The organism is Streptomyces sp. NPDC041968 (genome assembly GCF_055589025.1).
This window is the reverse complement of the sequence record NZ_JBVJCB010000011.1, coordinates 243,055-263,942: the sequence shown is the minus strand read 5'-3', so window position 1 is coordinate 263,942 and position 20,888 is coordinate 243,055. Positions and strand designations below refer to the sequence as shown.

Below are 20,888 nucleotides of genomic sequence, written 5' to 3'. Positions count from 1 at the left end.
ACGGGCGGGCTCCGGCGGCGGGCCGGCTCAGCCGAAGACGGCCAGGCTCTTGGCCTTGCCCCGCTGCTCCTCGACGAGCGCGAGGAAGCGGCCCTCGGGGTCGAAGACGGCGACGGCACCGGCGCCCGCGTAGACCTCGGGCATCTCCAGCCGTACGCCGTTGAGGAGCAGTCGGGCCCGCTTGGCGTCCACGTCCCAGCGAGGGAAGGCGGCACCGGCGGCGTCCGCGATCGGCATCACGGCGAGGTCCTGCTGGAGCTGGTCCAGCGTCTTCGCCGCATCCAGCTTGTACGGCCCGACGCGGGTGCGGCGCAGCGCGGTGAGGTGACCGCCGACTCCGACGGCGGCGCCGAGGTCGCGGGCCAGGGCGCGGATGTAGGTCCCGGAGGAGCAGACCACCGAGACCACCAGGTCCAGCACGGGGGTGCCGTCCTCGGCGACGGCGTCCCGGACGTCGTAGACCTCGAAGGAGGAGACGGTGACGGGGCGGGCGGGGATCTCGAACTCCTCGCCCTCGCGCGCCCGCTTGTAGGACCGCACGCCGTTGATCTTGATGGCGCTGACCTTGGACGGCACCTGCATGATCTCGCCGGTCAGCTCGGCGACGGCCGTGTCGACGGACTCCCGGGTGACCTTCGAGGCGTCGACCGACCTCGTGATCTCGCCCTCGGCGTCGTCGGTCGGCGTCGTCTGCCCGAGCCTGATGGTGCCCAGATACTCCTTCTCGGTGAGGGCGAGGTGCCCGAGGAGCTTGGTGGCCCGCTCCACGCCGAGGACCAGGACGCCCGTCGCCATGGGGTCGAGCGTGCCGGCGTGCCCGACGCGCCGCGTCCGGGCGATGCCCCGCATCTTGGCGACGACGTCGTGCGAAGTGAAGCCCGACGGCTTGTCGACGATGACAAGGCCGTCGGGCGTGGTGTGCTTCTCGCTCATTTAGCGGTGTCGTCCGTCTCGTCGCCCTCGACGACCTCGTCGGCCTCGTCGTCCTCGCCCGGCTTGCGGTACGGGTCCGCCTCGCCGGCGTACGCGGCGCCCGCGGACGCCTCGCGCACCTTCTCGTCGGACTGGCGCGCCTTGTCGAGGAGGTCCTCGATGTTGCGGGCGGTGTCCGGCAGGGCGTCCATGACGAAGGTCAGGGTCGGGGTGAACTTCACGCCGGCGGCCTTGCCGACCTCGGAGCGCAGGATTCCCTTGGCGCTCTCCAGGCCCGCGGAGGCGGCGGCGCGCTCCTCGTCGTCGCCGTACACCGTGTAGAAGACGGTCGCCTCCCGCAGGTCACCCGTGACCCGGGTGTCCGTGATGGTGACGTGCGAGCCGAGCCGCGGGTCCTTGATCCCGCGCTGCAGCTTCTGGGCCACCACCTCTCGGATGAGGTCCGCCAGCCTTTTCGCCCGCGCGTTGTCGGCCACTGGTCCGTCTCCCGTTCTTTCTTCTTCTCGTTCTTGGTCAGTCGTCTTCGCCGTGGAAGCGCCGTCTGACGGACAGCAGCTCCACCTCGGGGCGGCCGGCCACCAGCCGTTCGCACCGGTCGAGTACGTCACTGAGGTGCCCCGCGTCGCCGGACACCGTCGCCAGGCCGATGACGGCCCGGCGGTGCAGGTTCATGTGATCCACCTCCGCCGCGCTCACCGCGTACTTCCGCTGGAGTTCGGCGACGATCGGGCGGACGACGGAGCGCTTCTCCTTCAGCGAATGTACGTCGCCGAGGAGGAGGTCGAAGGACAGCGTCCCCACATACATGTGTAACCGGTTCACCCGCCGGTACGGGATCGGTGGCCCCGCCATCCATGGGGCGGGGACACCAGAACCGTACAACGAACGGCCGGGGCCGATCGACGGATATTCACTCTCCGCCGACCGGCCCCGGACCGCACCGTCTCGGAAGTCGGGGCTGTTACACCCGCGGCTTCTCGCGCATCTCGTACGTCGCGATGACGTCGTCGACCTTGATGTCGTTGAAGTTTCCGAGGTTGATACCGCCCTCGAAGCCTTCCCGGATCTCGGTGACGTCGTCCTTGAAGCGACGCAGACCCTCGATGTTGAGGCTCTCCGCGATGACCTTGCCGTCGCGCAGGAGGCGCGCCTTGGTGTTGCGCTTGACCTCGCCGGAGCGGATGAGAACACCCGCGATGTTGCCCAGCTTGGACGAGCGGAAGACCTCGCGGATCTCCGCCGTGCCCAGCTCGACCTCTTCGTACTCCGGCTTGAGCATGCCCTTGAGGGCCGCCTCGATCTCCTCGATCGCCTGGTAGATGACCGAGTAGTACCGGACGTCCACACCCTCGCGCTCGGCCATCTGCTGTGCCCGCCCGGCGGCGCGCACGTTGAAGCCGATCACGATGGCGTCGGAGCCCATCGCCAGGTCGATGTCGGACTCCGTGACCGCACCGACGCCGCGGTGCAGGACGCGGATGTCGACCTCTTCGCCGACGTCCAGCTGGAGCAGCGAGGACTCGAGGGCCTCGACGGAACCGGAAGCGTCACCCTTGATGATCAGGTTCAGCTGCTGGACCTCGCCGGCCTTCAGCACCTTGTCCAGGTCCTCCAGCGACACGCGGCGCGTGCGCTTGGCGAACGCGGCGTTCCGCTCGCGGGCGGCGCGCTTCTCCGCGATCTGGCGGGCCGTACGGTCCTCCTCGACCACGATGAAGTTGTCACCGGCGCCCGGGACGTTGGTCAGGCCGAGGACCTGGACCGGCGTCGAGGGACCGGCCTCGGCGACGTTGTTGCCGTTGTCGTCGAGCATGGCGCGGACGCGGCCGTAGGCGTCGCCCACCACCATCGTGTCGCCGACCCGCAGGGTGCCTCGCTGCACGAGGACCGTCGCCACGGCACCGCGGCCGCGGTCGAGGCGGGACTCGATCGAGATGCCCTGCGCGTCCTGGTGCGGGTTGGCCCGCAGGTCGAGCGAGGCGTCGGCCGTGAGGACCACGGCCTCCAGCAGCGAGTCGATGTGCAGACCCTGCTTGGCGGAGATGTCGACGAACATGGTGTCGCCGCCGTACTCCTCGGCCACCAGGCCGTACTCGGTCAGCTGACCGCGCACCTTGGTCGGGTCGGCACCCTCGACGTCGATCTTGTTGACCGCGACGACGATCGGGACCTCGGCGGCCTTGGCGTGGTTGAGCGCCTCGACCGTCTGCGGCATGACGCCGTCGTTGGCCGCGACGACCAGGATCGCGATGTCCGTCGACCGGGCACCACGGGCACGCATGGCGGTGAACGCCTCGTGACCCGGGGTGTCGATGAAGGTGATCTTGCGCTCTTCGTCGTTGACCTCGGTCGCGACCTGGTAGGCACCGATGTGCTGGGTGATGCCGCCGGCCTCGCCCGCGATGACGTTCGTCTTGCGGATGGCGTCGAGCAGTCGGGTCTTACCGTGGTCGACGTGACCCATGACGGTCACGACCGGCGGACGGACGACCAGGTCCTCCTCGCCGCCCTCGTCCTCGCCGAACTCCAGGTCGAAGGACTCGAGCAGCTCGCGGTCCTCCTCCTCCGGGCTGACGATCTGAACCGTGTAGTTCATCTCGCCGGCGAGGAGCTGGAGCGTCTCGTCGGAGACGGACTGGGTCGCGGTGACCATCTCGCCGAGGTTCATCATGACCGCGACGAGCGACGCCGGGTTGGCGTTGATCTTCTCCGCGAAGTCGGTGAGCGAGGCACCGCGCGACAGGCGAATGGCTTCGCCGTTGCCGCGGGGCAGCATCACGCCGCCGACCGACGGGGCCTGCATGGCCTCGTACTCCTGGCGCCTCTGCCGCTTCGACTTGCGACCGCGACGCGCGGGACCGCCGGGACGACCGAAGGCGCCCTGCGTGCCACCACGGCCACCGGGACCGCCGGGACGGCCACCGAAGCCGGGACGGCCACCGCCGCCGCCGAAGCCGCCGCCACCACCGGGACGACCGGCGAAGCCGCCGCCGCCACCGGGACGACCGCCGCCACCGGGACCGGCCGGACGACCGGCGAAGCCGCCGCCGCCACCGGGACGACCGCCGCCGCCGGGACGACCGGCACCGCCGGGTCCGCGACCGCCGCCACCGGGGCCGGGACGCGGGCCGGCAGCGGGACGCTGCGGCATCATGCCGGGGTTGGGACGCGGGCCGCCGCCGGGACGGGGACCGCCCTGGCCGCCCTGCGGACGCGGCATCGAGCCGGGGCTCGGACGGTTGCCGCCCGGAGCCTGGGGACGGGGACCGCCACCCTGGCCGCCGGGAGCCTGCGGCCGGGGACCGGCGCCGGGGGCACCGGGGCCGCCGGGACGCGGGCCGCCCTGCGGGCGGGGCGCCTGCGGACGCGCCATACCGGCGTTGCCGCCGGAGGTGAAGGGGTTGTTGCCCGGACGGGGACCGCCGGGGCGGCCGCCGGGACGCTGCGCCGGGGCGCCGGGACGCTGGCCACCGGGACGGCCCTGGCCGCCCTGCTGACCGCGGTCCTGACCCGGACCGGACGGACGGCTGCCCCCCGGCTTGGGGGCACCGGGACGCGCGCCGCCGGGCTTCGGTCCGGCCGGAGCCGGAGTCGAGGCGGCGGGAGCGGCCGGGGCGGCCGGCGGAGCGGTGAACTCCGGGGTGGCCGGGGCCGGACGCGGCGCGGGCTTCGGGCCCGGCGTCGGACGCGGACCCTGGGAGGGAGCCGGCGCGGGGGCCGACGGAGCCTCGGGCTGCTGGGCAGCCTCGGGCTTGGGGGCCGCCGCCGGACGCGGGGCAGCCGGACGCGCCGCCTGCGCCGGGGAGGGCGCCGCGGGCCTGGGGGCGGCCTTCTTCGGGGCCGCGGGGCGACCGGCGGACCGGCCGTTGCCACCGCCCTGGAAGGCGTCTGTCAGCTTGCGTACTACGGGCGCCTCGATCGTCGAAGACGCCGAACGGACGAACTCACCGAGTTCCTGGAGCTTGGCCATGACGACCTTGCTCTCGACACCGAACTCCTTGGCGAGTTCGTAGACCCGGACCTTAGCCACTTCGCTCCTCTGAGGTCCGGGTTGCGTCCGGACCGTCGCTAGTTCATGGGCGTACTCATCGCGTACTCATCGAGTGCTCATCGCAATCTCGACCTGCTTTCGACTCGCGAGGTACCAAGCCGCACGGGGTTTCGCGCGGCGTGTCTTCCTTACCAGTTGCCTACGTGCTGCTTTCAGCAACTCTGTGCCTGCTCGACGTAGCGGCGCAACGCCTTTACGTCGAGCGGACCCGGGACGCGGAGCGCCCGCGGGAACGCCTTGCGGCGCACTGCCTGGTCGACACAGACCGGTGCGGGGTGCACGTAAGCACCCCGGCCGGGCAGCGTACCGCGTGGATCAGGGGCGCATTCACCCTCGACCACCACGGTGCGCAGCAGCTCGCTCTTGACCGCTCGCTCCCGGCACCCCACGCAGGTGCGCTCAGGGCAGGCTCGGATACGTGTCCGGCCAGACACTTCTTAGTCTACCTCCCCGGACCGACCTCACCCCTTCGGGGCAAGCATCGAACACATACCGCACGCCAGACTGTCGTGATCTCAGCGCCGTGCGGCTTGGATCTATTCCCCGCGCTCGTCCGCCGGGCGGTCGGACGGCTGCTCGGTGTCCGGCCGGATGTCGATCCGCCAGCCGGTCAGCCGGGCCGCGAGCCGGGCGTTCTGCCCTTCCTTGCCGATCGCCAGCGACAGCTGGTAGTCGGGCACGATCACGCGTGCGGAGCGGGCCGCCAGGTCCACGACCTCCACCTTGGAGACGCGGGCCGGGGAGAGCGCGTTCGCCACCATCTCGGCCGGGTCGTCCGACCAGTCGACGATGTCGATCTTCTCACCGTTCAGCTCGCCCATGACGTTGCGCACCCGGCCGCCCATGGGGCCGATGCAGGCGCCCTTGGCGTTCAGGCCCGAGCGGGTGGAGCGGACGGCGATCTTGGTGCGGTGGCCGGCCTCGCGGGCGATCGCGGAGATCTCGACGGACCCGTCGGCGATCTCCGGCACCTCCAGCGCGAACAGCTTCTTCACCAGGTTGGGGTGGGTGCGCGACAGCGTCACGGAGGGACCGCGCACGCCCTTGGCGACGCGGACGACGTACGACCTCAGGCGCATGCCGTGCGGGTAGGTCTCGCCCGGCACCTGCTCCTGCACCGGCAGGATGGCCTCCAGCTTGCCGATGTCGACGAGCACGTTCTTCGGGTCGCGGCCCTGCTGGACCACGCCCGTCACGATGTCGCCCTCACGGCCGGCGTACTCACCGAGCGTCGCGTCGTCCTCGGCGTCGCGCAGCCGCTGCAGGATGACCTGCTTGGCGGTGGTGGCGGCGATGCGGCCGAAGTCGGACGGGGTGTCGTCGAACTCGCGGGCCGCCTGGCCCTCCTCGAGGTCGTCCGGGTCCTCCTTCGCCCACACGGTCACATGGCCGGTGTTCCGGTCGAGCTCCACGCGCGCGTGTCGGCGGCTTCCCTCGGTGCGGTGGTAGGCGATGAGGAGGGCCGACTCGATCGCCTCGACCAGCAGGTCGAAGGAGATCTCCTTCTCCCGCACCAGACCCCGCAGGGCGCTCATGTCGATGTCCACGGCTACGCCTCCTCCTCTTCCGTCGTGTTCTCGTCGTTCTTCATGCTGTTCTTGCCGCCGTCGTCCTTGCGGTTGAACTCGACCTGGACGCGGGCCTTGTCGATGTCGCCGAAGGCGAGTCTGCGGGTGGTGGCCTTGCGGCCCTTCACTCCGGGCACTTCGAGGTCGAGTCCCTCGTCGTCCACGCCGAGGACGCGGGCGACCAGTTCGCCGCCCTCCCGGAGCTGGAAGCGCACCAGGCGGTCCGTGGCACGCACGTAGTGGCGGTGCTCGGTGAGGGAGCGCTCCGCGCCCGGGGTGCCGACCTCGAGGGTGTACTCCGCGTCACCCATGGCGTCGGTCTCGTCGAGCTTCGCCGAGAGCGCGCGGCTCACATCGGCGATCCGGTCCAGATCGGCTCCGGTGTCGGAGTCGACGACGACACGCAGCACACGCTTGCGGCCGACCGAGTCCACCGCGATCTCCTCGAGGTCCAGTCCCTGGGAGGCGACGAGCGGCTCGAGCAGCTCTCGCAGCCTGTCGCTCTGGGTGGTGCTCATCCGGGTGACTCCTCGGCCGCGTGTGCTGTTGTGGGACGGTGCGCGTGTCTGGTCAAAGGGTATCCGGTCCCGGGGGGTGTTGCCGTCCACCCCGGGACGGCGGTGCCGATGAGTGGTGCCCGGCCACGGCCCGGGTACCGTGATCACGGGCAGGCCGCACCGCTGGTCCCGGCCGCCGCCCGCTGCTCTTCCGCACCGCCGCACCCGGTCGTTCACCATCGCCTCACCCGCCGCTTTGCCGTCGCTTCCGTACGAGCCTGTCGAGGACGTCTGCCGTGTCGTTTTCCGCATCGCCGCGCCCGGCCCCGGGGCCGCGCAGAAGGAGCCTGCTCGCCTCGGCCGCCGGGGTCGCCCTGCTCACCGGCTGCACCGGCGGCTCGGACTCCGGCGGCACGGACACCGACCCGTCGGCCGTCGAGCGGGCCCGCGCGCGGGCGGCCCGGGACAGCGAGGAGCTGGCCGGGCGTTACGCGGCGGTGGCCGCCGCGCATCCGGGGCTCGCGGAGCGGTTGCGCCCGCTGCGCGCGGAGGTCGTACGGCACGCGGAGGCGTTCGGCGCCGTACGGGCCGCGTCACCGCAGGCGTCGCCGTCGGGCTCCGCGCGGGCCGCCGGACCCCAGGACGGGTCCGGACCCGTGCCGGCGACCGCGAAGGACGCCCTGGCCCTGCTCGTCGCCGCGGAGCGGAAGCTGGCGGACCGGCGGACCGAGGCGCTGCTCCAGGTTCCGGGCGAGCTGGCGCGGTTGCTGGCGTCGGTGGCGGCGGCGGGCGCCGCGCACGTGTACCTGCTGACGGAGGGTGACGGGTGAGCGAGGCGGAGGACAGGGAGCTGGCCGCCCTGCAGGCGGCGCTGGCGGCGGAGCACGCCGCGGTGTACGGCTACGGGGTCGTCGGCGGGCGGGTCGGCGAGGAGCGGCGTTCCGAGGCGCGGACGGCGTACGACGCGCACCGGGCGCGGCGGGACGCGCTGGCTCGTGAGGTCCGCGACCTCGGGGGTGAGCCGGTCGCCGCGGCGGCCGGGTACGCGCTGCCGTTCACGGTGCCGGACTCGGCGACGGCGGTGCGGCTCGCGGCCGAGCTGGAGGACCGGGTGGCCGGGGTCTACTCCGACCTGGTGCGGGCCGCCGCGGGCGAGCGGCGGACGGCCGCCGCGGGGGCGCTGCGGGAGGCGGCGGTCCGGGCGGTGCGGTGGCGGGGCGGGAGCGTAGCCTTCCCTGGGCTCGCGGAGCGGGCCGGCGGCCCGTCGGTGCCGGACACGGCGTCGGACTCGTCCCCGGACCCGGTCTCCGCCCCGCCCACCGCTTCGGCGGCTCCGACCGCGTAACACGTACGGCTGTCCGTACGGGAAGGGAACGGCTCGCGCATGGCTTTCGAACCGCCGCGGCGTCTGGTCACGGCGCTCGGTGAGACGGCACCGGACGGTGACGACTGGCTGGAAAGGCTGCCCGAGGCGGCCGAGCGGGCCGTGGCGCTGCGGGGATCGACCGTGGAGCGGGTGCAGGTGCCCGGGGGGCGCAGCAGCCTGGTGGTCCTGGTGCGGACGGCCGACGGGACGCCCGCGGTGCTGAAGCTGGCCCCGCGCAGGGCGCGTCCGGAGAGCGAACGGGCCGCGCTCGCCCACTGGGCCGGGAAGGGCGCCGTGCGGCTCCTCGACGAGGAGGCCACGGAGGGCGTACTGCTGCTGGAGCGGCTGCATCCGGACGTGTCGGTGCGGTCGTTGCCGGAGGCGAAGGCCTTGCTGGAGGCCGCGGGCACGCTGCGGCGGCTGTGGGTGGCGCCGCCCGCCGCTCACCCCTTCGAGACCGTGGCGGAGCGGACCGGGCGACAGGCCGACGCGATGCGGGCGGGCGCGGCGGCCGACGCGCAGACGGCCCCGCTGGTCGACGCGGCGCTCACGGCCCGCGGGGAGCTGCTGGCCGCGCCGCCGGAACAGCGGTTGCTGCACGGCACGTTCCGGCAGAGCAAGGTGCTCGCCGGGGACCGGGCGCCGTGGCTGGCCGTGGGTCCCGACCCGGTGGTGGGCGAGTGCGCCTTCGATCTCGCGCGGTTGGTGCGGGACCGGGTGGAGGATCTCATCGCCCAGCCCTCGGGCGCCTCGACGACCCGGCGGCGCGTGAAGCGGCTCGCGGAGTCGCTGGACGTCGACCAGGAACGGCTGCGCGGCTGGACGCTGTTCCGCGCGGTCGAGTCGGGCGTGCGGGCGCGGCGGGTGGGCCGGGAGAAGGACGCGGAACTGCTGCTGGAGTTCGCGAGCTGGCTGTAGGGCGCGGGACGCTCGCCGCGGGCCGGGCGCGGCGGCCCGGTCGTGCGGTGCGTCGAGGGCCGAGGTGCGGGGCGCTGCTCGCTGTCCCTCGCGGCCCAGACGCGGGGGACCGCTCGTGCTTGCTTCGGGGCCGGGCCCCGGAGGGCGCGTGTGCGGGCGTCGCCGAGCAGGCGTACGGCCTCCACCCGCGTGGGTCTCGGGGATGAGGGGGCGGTGCGTCCGTCGCGCGGGGTCGACCGCGGGGATCGTCGTCGGGTGGAAGCGGCATGCGGCCTACGCGTGCCCCCCATGGAGGCGGCGCTCGCCGGTCGGGGTGCGCGGCGGGAGCGTCGCGCGAGGTAGGCGATGGGCCGCTTCGCCCGGGTGGCCGCGTACGCCGCAGGGGGCGCCCGTTCGGTGGGGGCGCCCCCTGCGGCGGGGTGTCAGGCGGTGAGGCGGGCGATCGCTTCCTCGACCGTCAGTTCCTCGCGCTCGCCGGTGCGGCGGTCCTTCAGCTCGACCACGCCCTCGGCGGACCGGCGTCCGGCGACCAGGATCTGCGGTACGCCGATCAGTTCGGCGTCCGTGAACTTGACGCCCGGGGAGACGCCCGCGCGCTCGTCGACCAGGACCCGGAGGCCGGCGGCGGCCAGCTTGTCGGAGACCTCCAGGGCCAGCTCGGTCTGCAGGGCCTTGCCCGCGGCGACGACGTGGACGTCGGCCGGGGCGACCTCCCTGGACCAGACGAGGCCCTTGTCGTCGGCGTGCTGCTCGGCGAGGGCGGCCACCGCGCGGGAGACGCCGATGCCGTAGGAGCCCATGGTGACGCGGGCCGGCTTGCCGTTCTGGCCGAGGACGTCGAGCTTGAGGGCGTCGGCGTACTTGCGGCCCAGCTGGAAGATGTGGCCGATCTCGATGGCGCGGTCCAGCGTGAGACCGGTGCCGCACTTGGGGCACGGGTCGCCGTCCCGGACCACGACGACGTCCACGTACGCGTCGACCTCGAAGTCGCGGCCCGCCACGACGTTCCTGGCGTGGGTGTGCTCCTTGTTGGCGCCCGTGATCCACGCCGTGCCCGGCGCCACGCGGGGGTCGGCGATGTACGTGACCTTGTCGCCCAGGCCCTGCGGTCCGACGTAGCCGCGGACCAGGTCGGGGCGGCCCACGAAGTCCTCGGCGGTGACCAGTTCGACCGCGGCCGGGGCGAAGTGCGCCTCCACCTTGTCCATGTCGACCTCGCGGTCGCCGGGAACGCCCACGGCGACGATCTCGCCGTCGACCTTGACGAGGAGGTTCTTGAGGGTCGCGGAGGCCGGGACTCCGAGCGAGGCGGCCAGGGTCTCGATGGTGGGGGTGTCCGGGGTGGGGATGTCCTCGGCGGCGGGCACACCGGCCGCGTCGACCGGGGTGAGCGCGTAGGTGATCGCCTCCGTGTTGGCGGCGAAGTCGCAGTTCGGGCAGTCCGCGAAGGTGTCCTCGCCGGCCTCGGCCGGGGCCAGGAACTCCTCGGACTTGGAGCCGCCCATGGCGCCGGCGGTCGCCGCGCAGATGCGGTAGTCGAGGCCGAGGCGCTCGAAGATGCGCTGGTAGGCGGCGCGGTGCAGGGCGTAGGACTCGGCGAGGCCTTCGTCGGCGACGTCGAAGGAGTAGGAGTCCTTCATCAGGAACTCGCGGCCGCGCAGGATGCCGGCCCGGGGGCGGGCCTCGTCGCGGTACTTGTTCTGGATCTGGTAGAGGATGACCGGCAGGTCCTTGTAGGAGGACGCCTGGTCCTTCACCAGCAGGGTGAAGATCTCCTCGTGGGTGGGGCCGAGGAGGTAGTCGCCGCCCTTGCGGTCCTGGAGGCGGAACAGCTCGGGGCCGTACTCGTCCCAGCGGCCGGTCGCCTCGTACGGCTCGCGCGGCAGCAGGGCGGGGAGCTGCACCTCCTGGGCGCCGATGGCGTCCATCTCCTCGCGCACGATGCGCTCGATGTTGCCGAGGACCTTCTTGCCGAGGGGCAGCCAGCTCCACAGGCCGGCGGCGGTACGGCGCACGTACCCGGCGCGGACCAGCAGCTTGTGGCTGAGGACCTCGGCGTCCGCCGGGTCGTCGCGCAGCGTCTTCGCCATCAACTTCGACATGCGCTGGACCGGTGCGTTGGCCATGGTTCTCGTGTCTCCTGCTGCGTAAGGGTGGTGCTAGGAGGTTAGCCGGGCGGTCCATCCCCGCGGAAATCGGTTATCGGCCGCCGGAGGGCCTGCGCAGGGGCAGTGGGGCGCCCATCACCGCGTACGGCTTGGGGGCGCTGGGGAACAGGACCCGGCGGGCGAGGTCCTGGTAGCCGAGGGAGCGGTAGAGGCCGCGGGCGGGGCTCTCGGTGTCGATCGCGGAGAGGATCGAACGGGGCTCGGCGGCGCTGTCGGTGATCGTGGTGATCAGGGTGCGGCCCGCGCCGCGGTGCTGGTGGGCCGGGTGGACGTGGAGTTCGGTGATGACGAAGGAGTCGTCGAGCCAGGAGTCGGTGCCCTCGGCGCGGAGGTAGGGCTCGACGACGGTGGACCACCACTGGGTGCGGTCGTTGGGCATGCCGTAGACGAAGCCGACCAGGTCGCCTCCGACGGTGGCGCCGAGCGCTCTGGCGCCCGGGTGGGTCATGTGGCGCAGGACGATCTGGCGGCGGACGGCCACCTCGTCGGGGCCGAGTCCGAACGCGGCGGCTTGGACCGCGAGAGCCTCGTCCACGTGCGCGGCGAGGTCCAAGGGGCCGATCACGAGGTCCATGGCGGGGAGCCTACCCGGGCCTTCCGCCGGATCACGTCGGGGTCGCGGGGCGTTCGCGGTGGTGCCGGGGAAGCGCCCGGGGACCGTCGACGCGAGGCGTGAGGCGAGGCAGGAGACTACGGGTGAGCCGCACCGCACGGACCGCTCAGGCGGGGTGCCTGCGCCGGGCCGCGGGGACGGCGCCCCGCGCGCCGGAGGGTCAGAACAGCACGCTCATGAAGGCGCCGACCTCCTGGAAGCCGACCCGCCGGTACGTCCGTCGCGCCGCGGTGTTGAAGTCGTTGACGTACAGGCTGGCCACCGGGGCGACGTCCGCCAGGGCGTAGCGCAGGACCGCCGCCATGCCCGGGGCCGCGAGGCCCTTGCCGCGGTACTCGGGGGCGACCCAGACGCCCTGGATCTGGCAGGCGCGGTCGGTGGCGGCGCCGATCTCGGCCTTGAAGACGACCTTGCCGTCGGCGTCGAAGCGGGCGAAGGAGCGGCCGGAGCCGACGAGTTCGGCGACCCGGGCCTGGTAGAGCAGTCCGCCGTCGCCGGCCATCGGGGAGATGCCGACCTCCTCGGTGAACATCGCCACGCAGGCCGGCATGATCCGGTCCATCTCGTCCTTGCGGACGCGGCGGACGTAGGGGTCGGGGGCGATGTCGGCCGGCATGCGGTCGGTGACCATGAGGGGCTGCCGGGTGCGGACCTCGCGGGCCGGGCCCCAGCCCGGTTCGAGGAGTCGCCACAGGAGGGCCGTGGTGTCGGCGGGGCCGACGATCGAGGAGCAGCGGCGGCCGGCCCGTCGGGCGCGGTCGGCGAAGGCCCGGACGGCACGCGGGGTCGCGCAGATGGGGACGAGGTTGGCGCCCGCGTAGCACAGGGACGTCAGCATGCCGTGCTCGTACCAGCCCCACATCTCGCCGCCGAGGCGCCACGGGTCGAGGCCCGCGATCTGCACCCGGGCGGTCACGAAGGCGTTCGCGACCGGCTCACGGCCGAGGACGGCCAGCGCGGCGTCGAGATCGCTCGGTTCGAGCACGCGGGATGTGGTCTGCGTCAACACGTGCGGGGGCCTCACCCTGAGATCTGCTGGTCCCCGCACTGTACCTGCCGCAAAAAGGCCGCGCCGCCCCCGAGGGCGACGCGGCAGGCGCGGGAGTTCAGCCCGCGATCGCGACCGAGGGCTCGCCGGAGGCCACACCGTCGGCCTCCATCTGCTCGGCGATCTTCATGGCCTCCTCGATGAGGGTCTCCACGATCTTGGACTCGGGGACGGTCTTGATGACCTCGCCCTTGACGAAGATCTGCCCCTTGCCGTTGCCCGAGGCGACACCGAGGTCGGCCTCGCGGGCCTCCCCCGGACCGTTGACCACACAGCCCATCACGGCCACCCGCAGCGGCACCTCCATGCCCTCCAGACCGGCGGTGACCTCCTCGGCCAGCTTGTAGACATCCACCTGCGCACGCCCGCACGAGGGACACGAGACGATCTCCAGGCCGCGCTGCCGCAGGTTCAGCGACTCCAGGATCTGGATACCGACCTTGATCTCCTCCACCGGCGGCGCGGAGAGCGAGACCCGGATGGTGTCACCGATGCCCTGCGACAGCAGCGCCCCGAAGGCGACCGCCGACTTGATCGTGCCCTGGAAGGCCGGACCCGCCTCGGTCACACCGAGGTGCAGGGGATAGTCGCACTGGGCGGCCAGCTGCCGGTAGGCCTCCACCATGACGACCGGGTCGTTGTGCTTCACCGAGATCTTGATGTCCCGGAAGTCGTGCTCCTCGAACAGCGAGGCCTCCCACAGCGCCGACTCCGCCAGCGCCTCCGGCGTCGCCTTCCCGTACTTCTGCAGCAGCCGCCGGTCCAGCGAACCCGCGTTCACCCCGATACGGATCGGCGTGCCGTGGTCCTTCGCCGCCCTCGCGATCTCCTTGACCTTGTCGTCGAACTGCTTGATGTTGCCCGGGTTCACCCGCACCGCCGCGCAGCCCGCCTCGATCGCCGCGAAGACGTACTTGGGCTGGAAGTGGATGTCCGCGATCACCGGGATCTGCGACTTCTTCGCGATCACCGGCAACGCGTCCGCGTCGTCCTGGGTGGGACAGGCCACCCGCACGATCTGACAGCCCGACGCCGTCAGCTCCGCGATCTGCTGCAACGTCGCACCGATGTCCGACGTACGGGTCGTGGTCATGGACTGGACCGACACGGGGGCGTCGCCGCCCACCGCCACGGTCCCGACCTGGATCTGCCGGCTCTTGCGGCGCTCCGCGAGCCTGGTCGGAACGTCCGGCATGCCGAGAGAAATCGCAGTCATCTGCTGTGCAACCCCAAGTCGTGGATCAAGGTCCGGCCCCGTTCAGCGGCGGGCTCCGGCCTTCGAGATTACGGCACCGACGTGAACGCCCGGCACGCGGCGTACGCGAGATACACCCTTTGGCGCCCTTCTGCCGGGCGTCCGGCGTGAAGCCCGACCCGGAGGGACATGCTCCAGGATCGGGCTCCTCACCGGACCGTTTGAATGGTCCGGATCGCCCGGAACACCCCTGTGTCAGCTGATACGTACCGGATTGACGACGTCCGCCACCAGCACCAGCAGGGTGAAGCAGACGAAGATGCCCGCCACCACGTAGGCCACCGGCATCAGCTTCGCCACGTCGAACGGGCCCGGGTCCGGGCGGCGCAGCACCTTGGCCGCGTTGCGGCGCAGCGACTCCCACAACGCGCCCGCGATGTGGCCGCCGTCGAGCGGCAGCAGCGGGAGCATGTTGAACAGGAACAGGGAGAGGTTGAAGCCGGCCACCAGCATCACGAACATGGCCAGCTGCTGGGTGGGCGGGATGTCGAGGGTGGCGATCTCGCCGCCGACGCGGGCGGCACCGACCACGCCCATCGGGGAGTCGGCCTCGCGGGGCCCGTCGCCGAAGGCCGCGTCCCACAGGGCGGGGATCTTGGCGGGCAGGGCGGCGAGGGAGTCGACGGCGTCGCCGATCCGGTCGCCCATCCAGGTCACGGACTGGCCGAAGTCCTGTTTCACCACGCCGGTGGCGGCGCTGAAGCCGAGGAAGCCGGCGGTGACGTACTCGCCCTCGACGATCTGCCCGTTCGCGTCCTTCTTGGCGACCTGGTTGGTGGCGATGGTCGCCTGGAGGGTGACCTCCTGGCCCCCGCGCTCGACGACGACCGGCACCTTGTCGCCGGGGTTGGCGCGGATCAGGTTGGACAGCTGGTCCCAGTCGTCGGTCCGCACGCCGTCGAAGGAGACGATCCTGTCGCCCGCCTTGAGGCCGGCCGCGGCGGCCGGGGAAGCCGGGTCGGACCTGGTGCAGTCGTCGCGGTTCTCGGTCTGGGAGATGACGCACTGGGAGACGGAGCTGACCGTGGTGGTCTGCTGCGAGATACCGAAGCCCATCAGGACGATGAGGAACAGCACCACCGCGAGGATCAGGTTCATGAACGGGCCCGCGAACATCACGATGACCCGTTTCCAGGGCTTGCGCGTGTAGAACAGGCGCTTCTCGTCACCCGGCTGGAGTTCCTCGAAGGCGGCCGAGCGGGCGTCCTCGATCATGCCGCGCCAGGGCGAGGTGGAACGGGCCTCCACCCGGCCGTCGGCGCCGGGCGGGAACATGCCGATCATGCGGATGTAGCCGCCGAACGGGATGGCCTTGACGCCGTACTCGGTCTCGCCCCTCTTCCGCGAGAAGAGCGTCGGCCCGAAGCCGACCATGTACTGGGGCACGCGGATGCCGAAGAGCTTGGCCGTCGACAGGTGTCCCAGCTCGTGCCAGGCGATGGAGAACAGCAGGCCGACCGCGAAGAGGACTATGCCGAGGATGAACATCAGTGTCGTCATGCACGGGCCTCCGCCGTCTGTGCCGCCAGTTCCCGGGCCCGGGTGCGCGCCCAGGTCTCCGCTTCGAGGACGTCCGCGACGGTGAGCGAGGTTCCCGTACGGGGGGTGCCGTGCTCCTCGACCACCCGCGTGACGGTCTCCATGATCCCGAGATACGGCAGCGCGCCGCGGCGGAACGCCTCGACGCACTCCTCGTTGGCGGCATTGAACACCGCCGGGGCCGTGCCCGCGAGCTCCCCGACGTGCCGGGCGAGGTTCACCGAGGGGAAGGCCTCGTTGTCCAGGGGGAAGAACTCCCAGGTCGAGGCCTTGCTCCAGTCGAACGTCGGGGCGGCGTCCGGGACGCGCTCGGGCCAGCCGAGGCCGATGGCGATGGGCCCCCGCATGTCGGGGGGCGTCGCCTGGGCCAGGGTCGATCCGTCCGTGAACTCCACCATCGAGTGGACATACGACTGCGGGTGCACGACCACCTCGATGCGGTCGAAGGGAATGTCGTAGAGGAGGTGGGCCTCGATCACCTCCAGGCCCTTGTTGACGAGGGTCGCGGAGTTGATCGTGATCACCGGACCCATGGCCCAGGTGGGGTGGGCGAGGGCGTCCTCGACGGTGACGCCCGCCAGCTGCTCCCTGGTCCGGCCCCGGAACGGGCCCCCGGAGGCGGTGACGACCAGCTTGCGCACGTCGGCGCGGGTGCCGGCGGCCAGCGCCTGGAAGAGGGCGGCGTGCTCGGAGTCGACCGGGATGATCTGCCCGGGCTTGGCGAGGGCCTTGACCAGCGGGCCGCCGACGATGAGCGACTCCTTGTTGGCGAGCGCCAGCGTGCGGCCCGCCTCCAGGGCGGCCAGGGTCGGGGCGAGCCCGATGGAGCCGGTGATGCCGTTGAGGACGGTGTGGCAGTCGGAGGCGGCGACCCGGGTGGCCGCGTCGGGTCCGGCGAGGATCTCGGGGAGCGGCTCCCCACTGCCGTACCGAGCGCCCAGTGCCTCGCGCAGCGCGGGGACGACGTCCTCGCGGGCGACGGCGACGGTCCGCGCCCCCAGCCGGTGCGCCTGCTCGGCGAGGAGGGCGACCCGGCCGCCGTTGGCGGACAGGGCGGTGACCCGGAAGCGGTCCGGGTTGCGCAGCACGAGGTCGATGGCCTGGGTCCCGATCGATCCGGTGGACCCGAGGATCGCCACGTCCTTCGGGCCGTCGCCCGCCACCGGGTCGTACACGAGGTGGGGGTCGGCGAGGGGGGCTGGACTGTCGCTCATCCCCCCATTGTTGCCGCAACCGCACGCCGCGAGGACAGCGCGTCCCTCGCACGGGTGTCACGAGGCCTCGGTGGGTGGACCGCGGAGGCGTACCCCGGCCGGCCGCACCGGCGTCCCCACCCGGGCGCACCGGCGCTCCGGGCCGGGCGCGGTGGTGTTCCCGGCCGGACGCGGTCGTGCTCCCGGCCGGGCGGCGGGCGCGGCCGGGCGAGGGTTTCCCGGCCCCGTGGCGTCGGCGCCGGCGGGCGAGGGATCGCCGGCCGACCCTCTGGGGCGGGCGGGGGGCACCGGGCCCGCCCCCGGCCGGGAGGCCGCTCCCCCGGCCGCCCGCCCGGGGTGCGCGCTGGTTCCGGGCGGGAGTGCGGTGTGCCCGGGGCCGCGCCGCCGGGCGGGGTTCATCTGACGGGGCGGTGCACGTTCGCCCGCTGCGAGGCGCCCGGGGACGCGTCGGCGATCCACGGACCGTCGCCGGACGGGTCGACGATCCCCTGCTCCAGCCACTCGTAGGCGCCGCCCAGCACGCCCTTGACGACCTTGCGGTCGAGGTCGTCGGTGTTGGTCCACAGGCGGCCGAAGAGTTCCTCGACGCGGATGCGGGCCTGGCGGCAGAAGGCGTCGGCGAGCTGGTAGGACTCGCGGCCGTGCTCGCCCCGGGTGCGCAGGTGCTCGGCGCGGACACAGGCGGCGCTCATCGCGAACAGCTCCGCGCCGATGTCGACGATCCGGCCGAGGAAGCCCTGCTTGGTCTCCATCCGGCCCTGCCAGCGGGACATGGCGTAGAAGGTGGAGCGGGCGAGCTTGCGGGCGGTGCGCTCGACGTAGCGCAGGTGCCCGGAGAGGTCGGGATGGCCCGACGGGTGGAAGTCGGCGTACGCGCGCGGGAGCTGGCCGGGACCGGCGACGAGCCTCGGCAGCCACTTGGCGTAGAAGACGCCCGCCTGCGCGCCCGCGCGTGCCTTGTCCGACAGCGTCTTCTCGGGGTCGATCAGGTCGCCCGCGACCGAGAGGTGGGCGTCGACGGCCTCCCGCGCGATCAACAGGTGCATGATCTCGGTGGAACCCTCGAAGATCCGGTTGATGCGCAGGTCGCGCAGGATCTGCTCGGCCGGCACCGCGCGCTCGCCGCGGGCTTCGAGCGAGGCGGCCGTCTCGAAGCCGCGTCCCCCGCGGATCTGGACCAGGTGGTCGGCCATCAGGCAGGCCATCTCGGAACCGTAGAGCTTGGCGAGGGCGGCCTCGATGCGGATGTCGTTGCGGTCCTCGTCGGCCATCTGGGAGGAGAGGTCCAGCACGGCCTCCAGGGCGAAGGTCGTCGCCGCGATGAAGGCGATCTTCGAGCCGACCGCCTCGTGCAGGGCGACCGGCTTGCCCCACTGCTCGCGCACCGCCGACCATTCGCGGGCGATCTTCAGGCACCACTTGCCGGCGCCCACGCACATCGCGGGGAGCGAGAGGCGACCGGTGTTCAGCGTGGTCAGGGCGATCTTCAGCCCGGCACCCTCGGCGCCGATGCGGTGCGCCGCCGGGACGCGCACCCGGTGGAAGCGGGTGACGCCGTTCTCCAGACCGCGCAGGCCCATGAAGGCGTTGCGGTTCTCGACCGTGACGCCCTCGGACGCGGCCTCCACGACGAAGGCGGTGATGCCGCCCTTGTGGCCCTCGGACTTCGGGACGCGGGCCATGACGACGAGCAGGTCGGCGACGACACCGTTGGTCGTCCACAGCTTCACCCCGTCGAGGACGTAGTCGTCCCCGTCGGGCACGGCGGTGGTCGCCAGGCGGGCCGGGTCCGAGCCGACGTCCGGCTCGGTCAGCAGGAACGCCGAGATGTCGGTGCGGGCGCAACGGGGCAGGAACGTGTCCTTCTGCTCCTGGGTCCCGAACATCTTCAGGGGCTGCGGCACGCCGATCGACTGGTGGGCGGAGAGCAGCGCGCCGATCGCGGGATTCGCGGACCCGACCAGGGCGAGGGCCTTGTTGTAGTAGACCTGGGTGAGGCCGAGGCCGCCGTACTTGGTGTCGATCTTCATGCCGAGGGCACCGAGCTCCTTCAGCCCGGTGATCACCTCGTCCGGGATGCGCGCGTCGCGCTCGATCACGGACCCGTCGATCTTCGTCTCGCAGAAGTCGCGCAGTTTGGCGAGGAACTCCTCGCCGCGCTGGACGTCCTCGTCGGCGGGGAGCGGGTGGGGGTGGAGCAGGTCGAGGCGGAAGCGACCGAGGAACAGCTCCTTGGCGAAGCTGGGCTTGCGCCAGTCCTGTTCCCGGGCCGCCTCGGCGACCTGTCGGGCCTCACGTTCGGTGACGGTGGGTCGGGAGGAGGGGGTGGTGGGGGCGGACATGAGTCTCACCTCGCCGCGAATCGGCATCGGGGGGAAGCACGTCCACCAAGATCGCCGGAGGCGTGCCGCGCGAACTTGCGGACGTACGTGACTTACTGGTCGGTGCTACCCGATCGTATTTACCCGACAGCGGGCGGCCCCACCACCCTTCGTGCGGCCGTTCGGCCGAAGCCCCGTGGGGAGCGCCCTGGAAGAAACGGCTGTCGAAGCGCTTCGACAGCCTATGGACACTCAAGCCGCACGGGCGCTACTGTCGGACCACCCTCACTCGTCCCCGCATCTCTCGCGCGCTGTCGAAGCGCTTCACATCATTTGGAGAGCTGGATGGTCACCCTCGCCGAGGTCGCCCAGCACGCCGGAGTCTCGGCCAGCACGGTGAGCTATGTCCTCAGCGGCAAACGGTCCATCTCCACCACCACCCGGCAGCGGGTCGAGGAGAGCATCCGCACGCTCGGCTACCATCCGAACGCCGGCGCCCGCGCCCTGGCCAGCAGCAGGTCGAACATCATCGCGCTGATGATCCCCCTGCGCACGGACATGTACGTGCCGGTGATGATGGAGATCGCCATCGCGGTCGCCACCAGCGCGCGGACCCACGGGTACGACATCCTGCTGCTCACCGGCGAGGAGGGCCCCGACGCGGTGCGCCGCGTCACCGGCAGCGGACTCGCCGACGCGATGATCCTGATGGACGTCGAACTGGACGACGAGCGACTCCCCCTGCTGCGGGGCACGAACCAGCCGTCCGTCCTGATCGGGCTGCCCGCCGACACCGAGGGACTCACCTGCGTCGACTTGGACTTCCGGGCGACCGGCGCGCTGTGCGTGGAGCACCTGGCGGAGCTGGGGCACCACGACATCGCCGTCATCGGCGAGGCTCCCGCGGTCTACGAACGGCACACCGGCTTCGCCGAGCGCACCCTCGACGGGCTGCGCACCCGCGCGCGGGAGCTCGGACTGCGGCTGCTGCACCGCCCCTGCGAGGGCGGGTACGACGCGATGGCCGCGACCCTCGCCCGGATCTTCGACGAGCGTCCGGGCACCACCGGCTTCGTCGTCCAGAACGAGGCGGCCGTCGAGCCGCTGCTCGCCCTGCTGCGCCAGCAGGGCCGGGCGGTGCCCGAGGACGTGTCGGTGGTGGCGGTCTGCCCGGAGCAGGTCGCCACCCAGGCCTCGGTGCGGCTCACGTCGGTCGCCGTACCCGCGCAGGACATGGGCCGGCACGCGGTGGAGCAGCTGCTCGCCAAGCTCGGCGGGCGCGGGAGCGACGAGGTCGTGCTGCTCGCGCCGGAGCTGACCGTCCGGGCCAGCTCCGGCCCGGCGCCCGTACGGTCGTAGGGCCCCCGGTCCCTGTCCCCGTCCCCGCGGACACGGGC

Annotated in this window: 18 protein-coding genes; 4 read left to right on the top strand and 14 right to left on the bottom strand. The window is 72.4% G+C overall.

The annotated features are described in order from the left end of the window. Window positions 1–27 precede the first annotated feature (27 nt). The 7 genes from truB to rimP all read right to left on the bottom strand — a co-directional run bounded on the left by truB (window position 28) and on the right by rimP (window position 7,070). Window positions 28–933, bottom strand: coding sequence for a tRNA pseudouridine(55) synthase TruB (truB, locus tag ACZ6EG_RS26585; protein WP_469608166.1), 906 nt, complete (start codon window positions 931–933; stop codon window positions 28–30). Continuing rightward, window positions 930–1,409, bottom strand: a complete 480-nt coding sequence (gene rbfA, locus ACZ6EG_RS26580) for a 30S ribosome-binding factor RbfA (RefSeq protein WP_356612648.1) — start codon at window positions 1,407–1,409, stop codon at window positions 930–932. Before rbfA ends, truB begins: the two co-directional genes overlap by 4 nt. 37 nt (window positions 1,410–1,446) lie before the next feature. Then, window positions 1,447–1,740: a DUF503 domain-containing protein gene (locus tag ACZ6EG_RS26575; RefSeq protein WP_356612674.1), complete on the bottom strand. Its 294-nt coding sequence runs from the start codon at window positions 1,738–1,740 to the stop codon at window positions 1,447–1,449. Window positions 1,741–1,894: 154 nt separating this feature from the next. Next, window positions 1,895–4,963: a translation initiation factor IF-2 gene (gene infB, locus ACZ6EG_RS26570; RefSeq protein WP_469608161.1), complete on the bottom strand. Its 3,069-nt coding sequence runs from the start codon at window positions 4,961–4,963 to the stop codon at window positions 1,895–1,897. A gap of 173 nt (window positions 4,964–5,136) precedes the next feature. Next, the gene (locus tag ACZ6EG_RS26565) at window positions 5,137–5,418 is read right to left on the bottom strand and encodes a YlxR family protein (RefSeq protein WP_469608158.1); all 282 of its coding nucleotides are present in this window, start codon (window positions 5,416–5,418) and stop codon (window positions 5,137–5,139) included. A gap of 102 nt (window positions 5,419–5,520) precedes the next feature. Continuing rightward, the gene (gene nusA / locus ACZ6EG_RS26560; RefSeq protein WP_391972953.1) at window positions 5,521–6,531 is read right to left on the bottom strand and encodes a transcription termination factor NusA; all 1,011 of its coding nucleotides are present in this window, start codon (window positions 6,529–6,531) and stop codon (window positions 5,521–5,523) included. A 2-nt stretch (window positions 6,532–6,533) separates the two neighbouring features. Beyond that, on the bottom strand, window positions 6,534–7,070 hold the full coding sequence (gene rimP, locus ACZ6EG_RS26555) for a ribosome maturation factor RimP (protein ID WP_469608155.1): 537 nt from the start codon (window positions 7,068–7,070) through the stop codon (window positions 6,534–6,536). Window positions 7,071–7,345: 275 nt separating this feature from the next. Between rimP and ACZ6EG_RS26550 the strand changes: the two genes are divergently transcribed. The 3 genes from ACZ6EG_RS26550 to ACZ6EG_RS26540 are packed head-to-tail and all read left to right on the top strand — an operon-like array spanning window position 7,346 to window position 9,333. Continuing rightward, window positions 7,346–7,879 carry a hypothetical protein gene (locus ACZ6EG_RS26550; protein WP_391972951.1) on the top strand — a complete coding sequence of 178 codons (534 nt, stop codon included), beginning with the start codon at window positions 7,346–7,348 and terminating at the stop codon, window positions 7,877–7,879. Next, window positions 7,876–8,394: a DUF4439 domain-containing protein gene (locus ACZ6EG_RS26545; protein ID WP_391972950.1), complete on the top strand. Its 519-nt coding sequence runs from the start codon at window positions 7,876–7,878 to the stop codon at window positions 8,392–8,394. The genes ACZ6EG_RS26550 and ACZ6EG_RS26545 overlap by 4 nt, the downstream gene beginning before the upstream one ends. Before the next feature lie 39 nt (window positions 8,395–8,433). Beyond that, window positions 8,434–9,333 (top strand): aminoglycoside phosphotransferase family protein, encoded by a 900-nt coding sequence (locus ACZ6EG_RS26540; RefSeq protein ID WP_391972949.1) that lies wholly within the window; start codon window positions 8,434–8,436, stop codon window positions 9,331–9,333. Window positions 9,334–9,755: 422 nt separating this feature from the next. Here ACZ6EG_RS26540 and ACZ6EG_RS26535 read toward each other — a convergent pair whose 3' ends face one another. From ACZ6EG_RS26535 to ACZ6EG_RS26505, 7 genes are all read right to left on the bottom strand, one after another. Further along, a complete protein-coding gene (locus tag ACZ6EG_RS26535; RefSeq protein ID WP_391972948.1) occupies window positions 9,756–11,459 on the bottom strand; it encodes a proline--tRNA ligase in 1,704 nt (567 codons plus the stop codon). Between the two features lie 73 nt (window positions 11,460–11,532). Next, on the bottom strand, window positions 11,533–12,075 hold the full coding sequence (locus ACZ6EG_RS26530; protein WP_391972947.1) for a GNAT family N-acetyltransferase: 543 nt from the start codon (window positions 12,073–12,075) through the stop codon (window positions 11,533–11,535). A 199-nt stretch (window positions 12,076–12,274) separates the two neighbouring features. Continuing rightward, a complete protein-coding gene (locus ACZ6EG_RS26525; protein WP_391972946.1) occupies window positions 12,275–13,123 on the bottom strand; it encodes a GNAT family N-acetyltransferase in 849 nt (282 codons plus the stop codon). A 97-nt stretch (window positions 13,124–13,220) separates the two neighbouring features. Further along, on the bottom strand, window positions 13,221–14,378 hold the full coding sequence (ispG, locus tag ACZ6EG_RS26520) for a flavodoxin-dependent (E)-4-hydroxy-3-methylbut-2-enyl-diphosphate synthase (protein ID WP_469608147.1): 1,158 nt from the start codon (window positions 14,376–14,378) through the stop codon (window positions 13,221–13,223). 234 nt (window positions 14,379–14,612) lie between these two features. After that, window positions 14,613–15,905, bottom strand: coding sequence for a M50 family metallopeptidase (locus ACZ6EG_RS26515; protein ID WP_391971923.1), 1,293 nt, complete (start codon window positions 15,903–15,905; stop codon window positions 14,613–14,615). Between the two features lie 8 nt (window positions 15,906–15,913). Then, the gene (gene dxr, locus ACZ6EG_RS26510; protein WP_391971782.1) at window positions 15,914–17,170 is read right to left on the bottom strand and encodes a 1-deoxy-D-xylulose-5-phosphate reductoisomerase; all 1,257 of its coding nucleotides are present in this window, start codon (window positions 17,168–17,170) and stop codon (window positions 15,914–15,916) included. A gap of 395 nt (window positions 17,171–17,565) precedes the next feature. Next, window positions 17,566–19,512, bottom strand: a complete 1,947-nt coding sequence (locus ACZ6EG_RS26505) for an acyl-CoA dehydrogenase family protein (RefSeq protein WP_391971783.1) — start codon at window positions 19,510–19,512, stop codon at window positions 17,566–17,568. Window positions 19,513–19,836: 324 nt separating this feature from the next. Between ACZ6EG_RS26505 and ACZ6EG_RS26500 the strand changes: the two genes are divergently transcribed. Further along, window positions 19,837–20,850, top strand: coding sequence for a LacI family DNA-binding transcriptional regulator (locus ACZ6EG_RS26500; protein WP_391971784.1), 1,014 nt, complete (start codon window positions 19,837–19,839; stop codon window positions 20,848–20,850). Window positions 20,851–20,888: the final 38 nt, after the last annotated feature.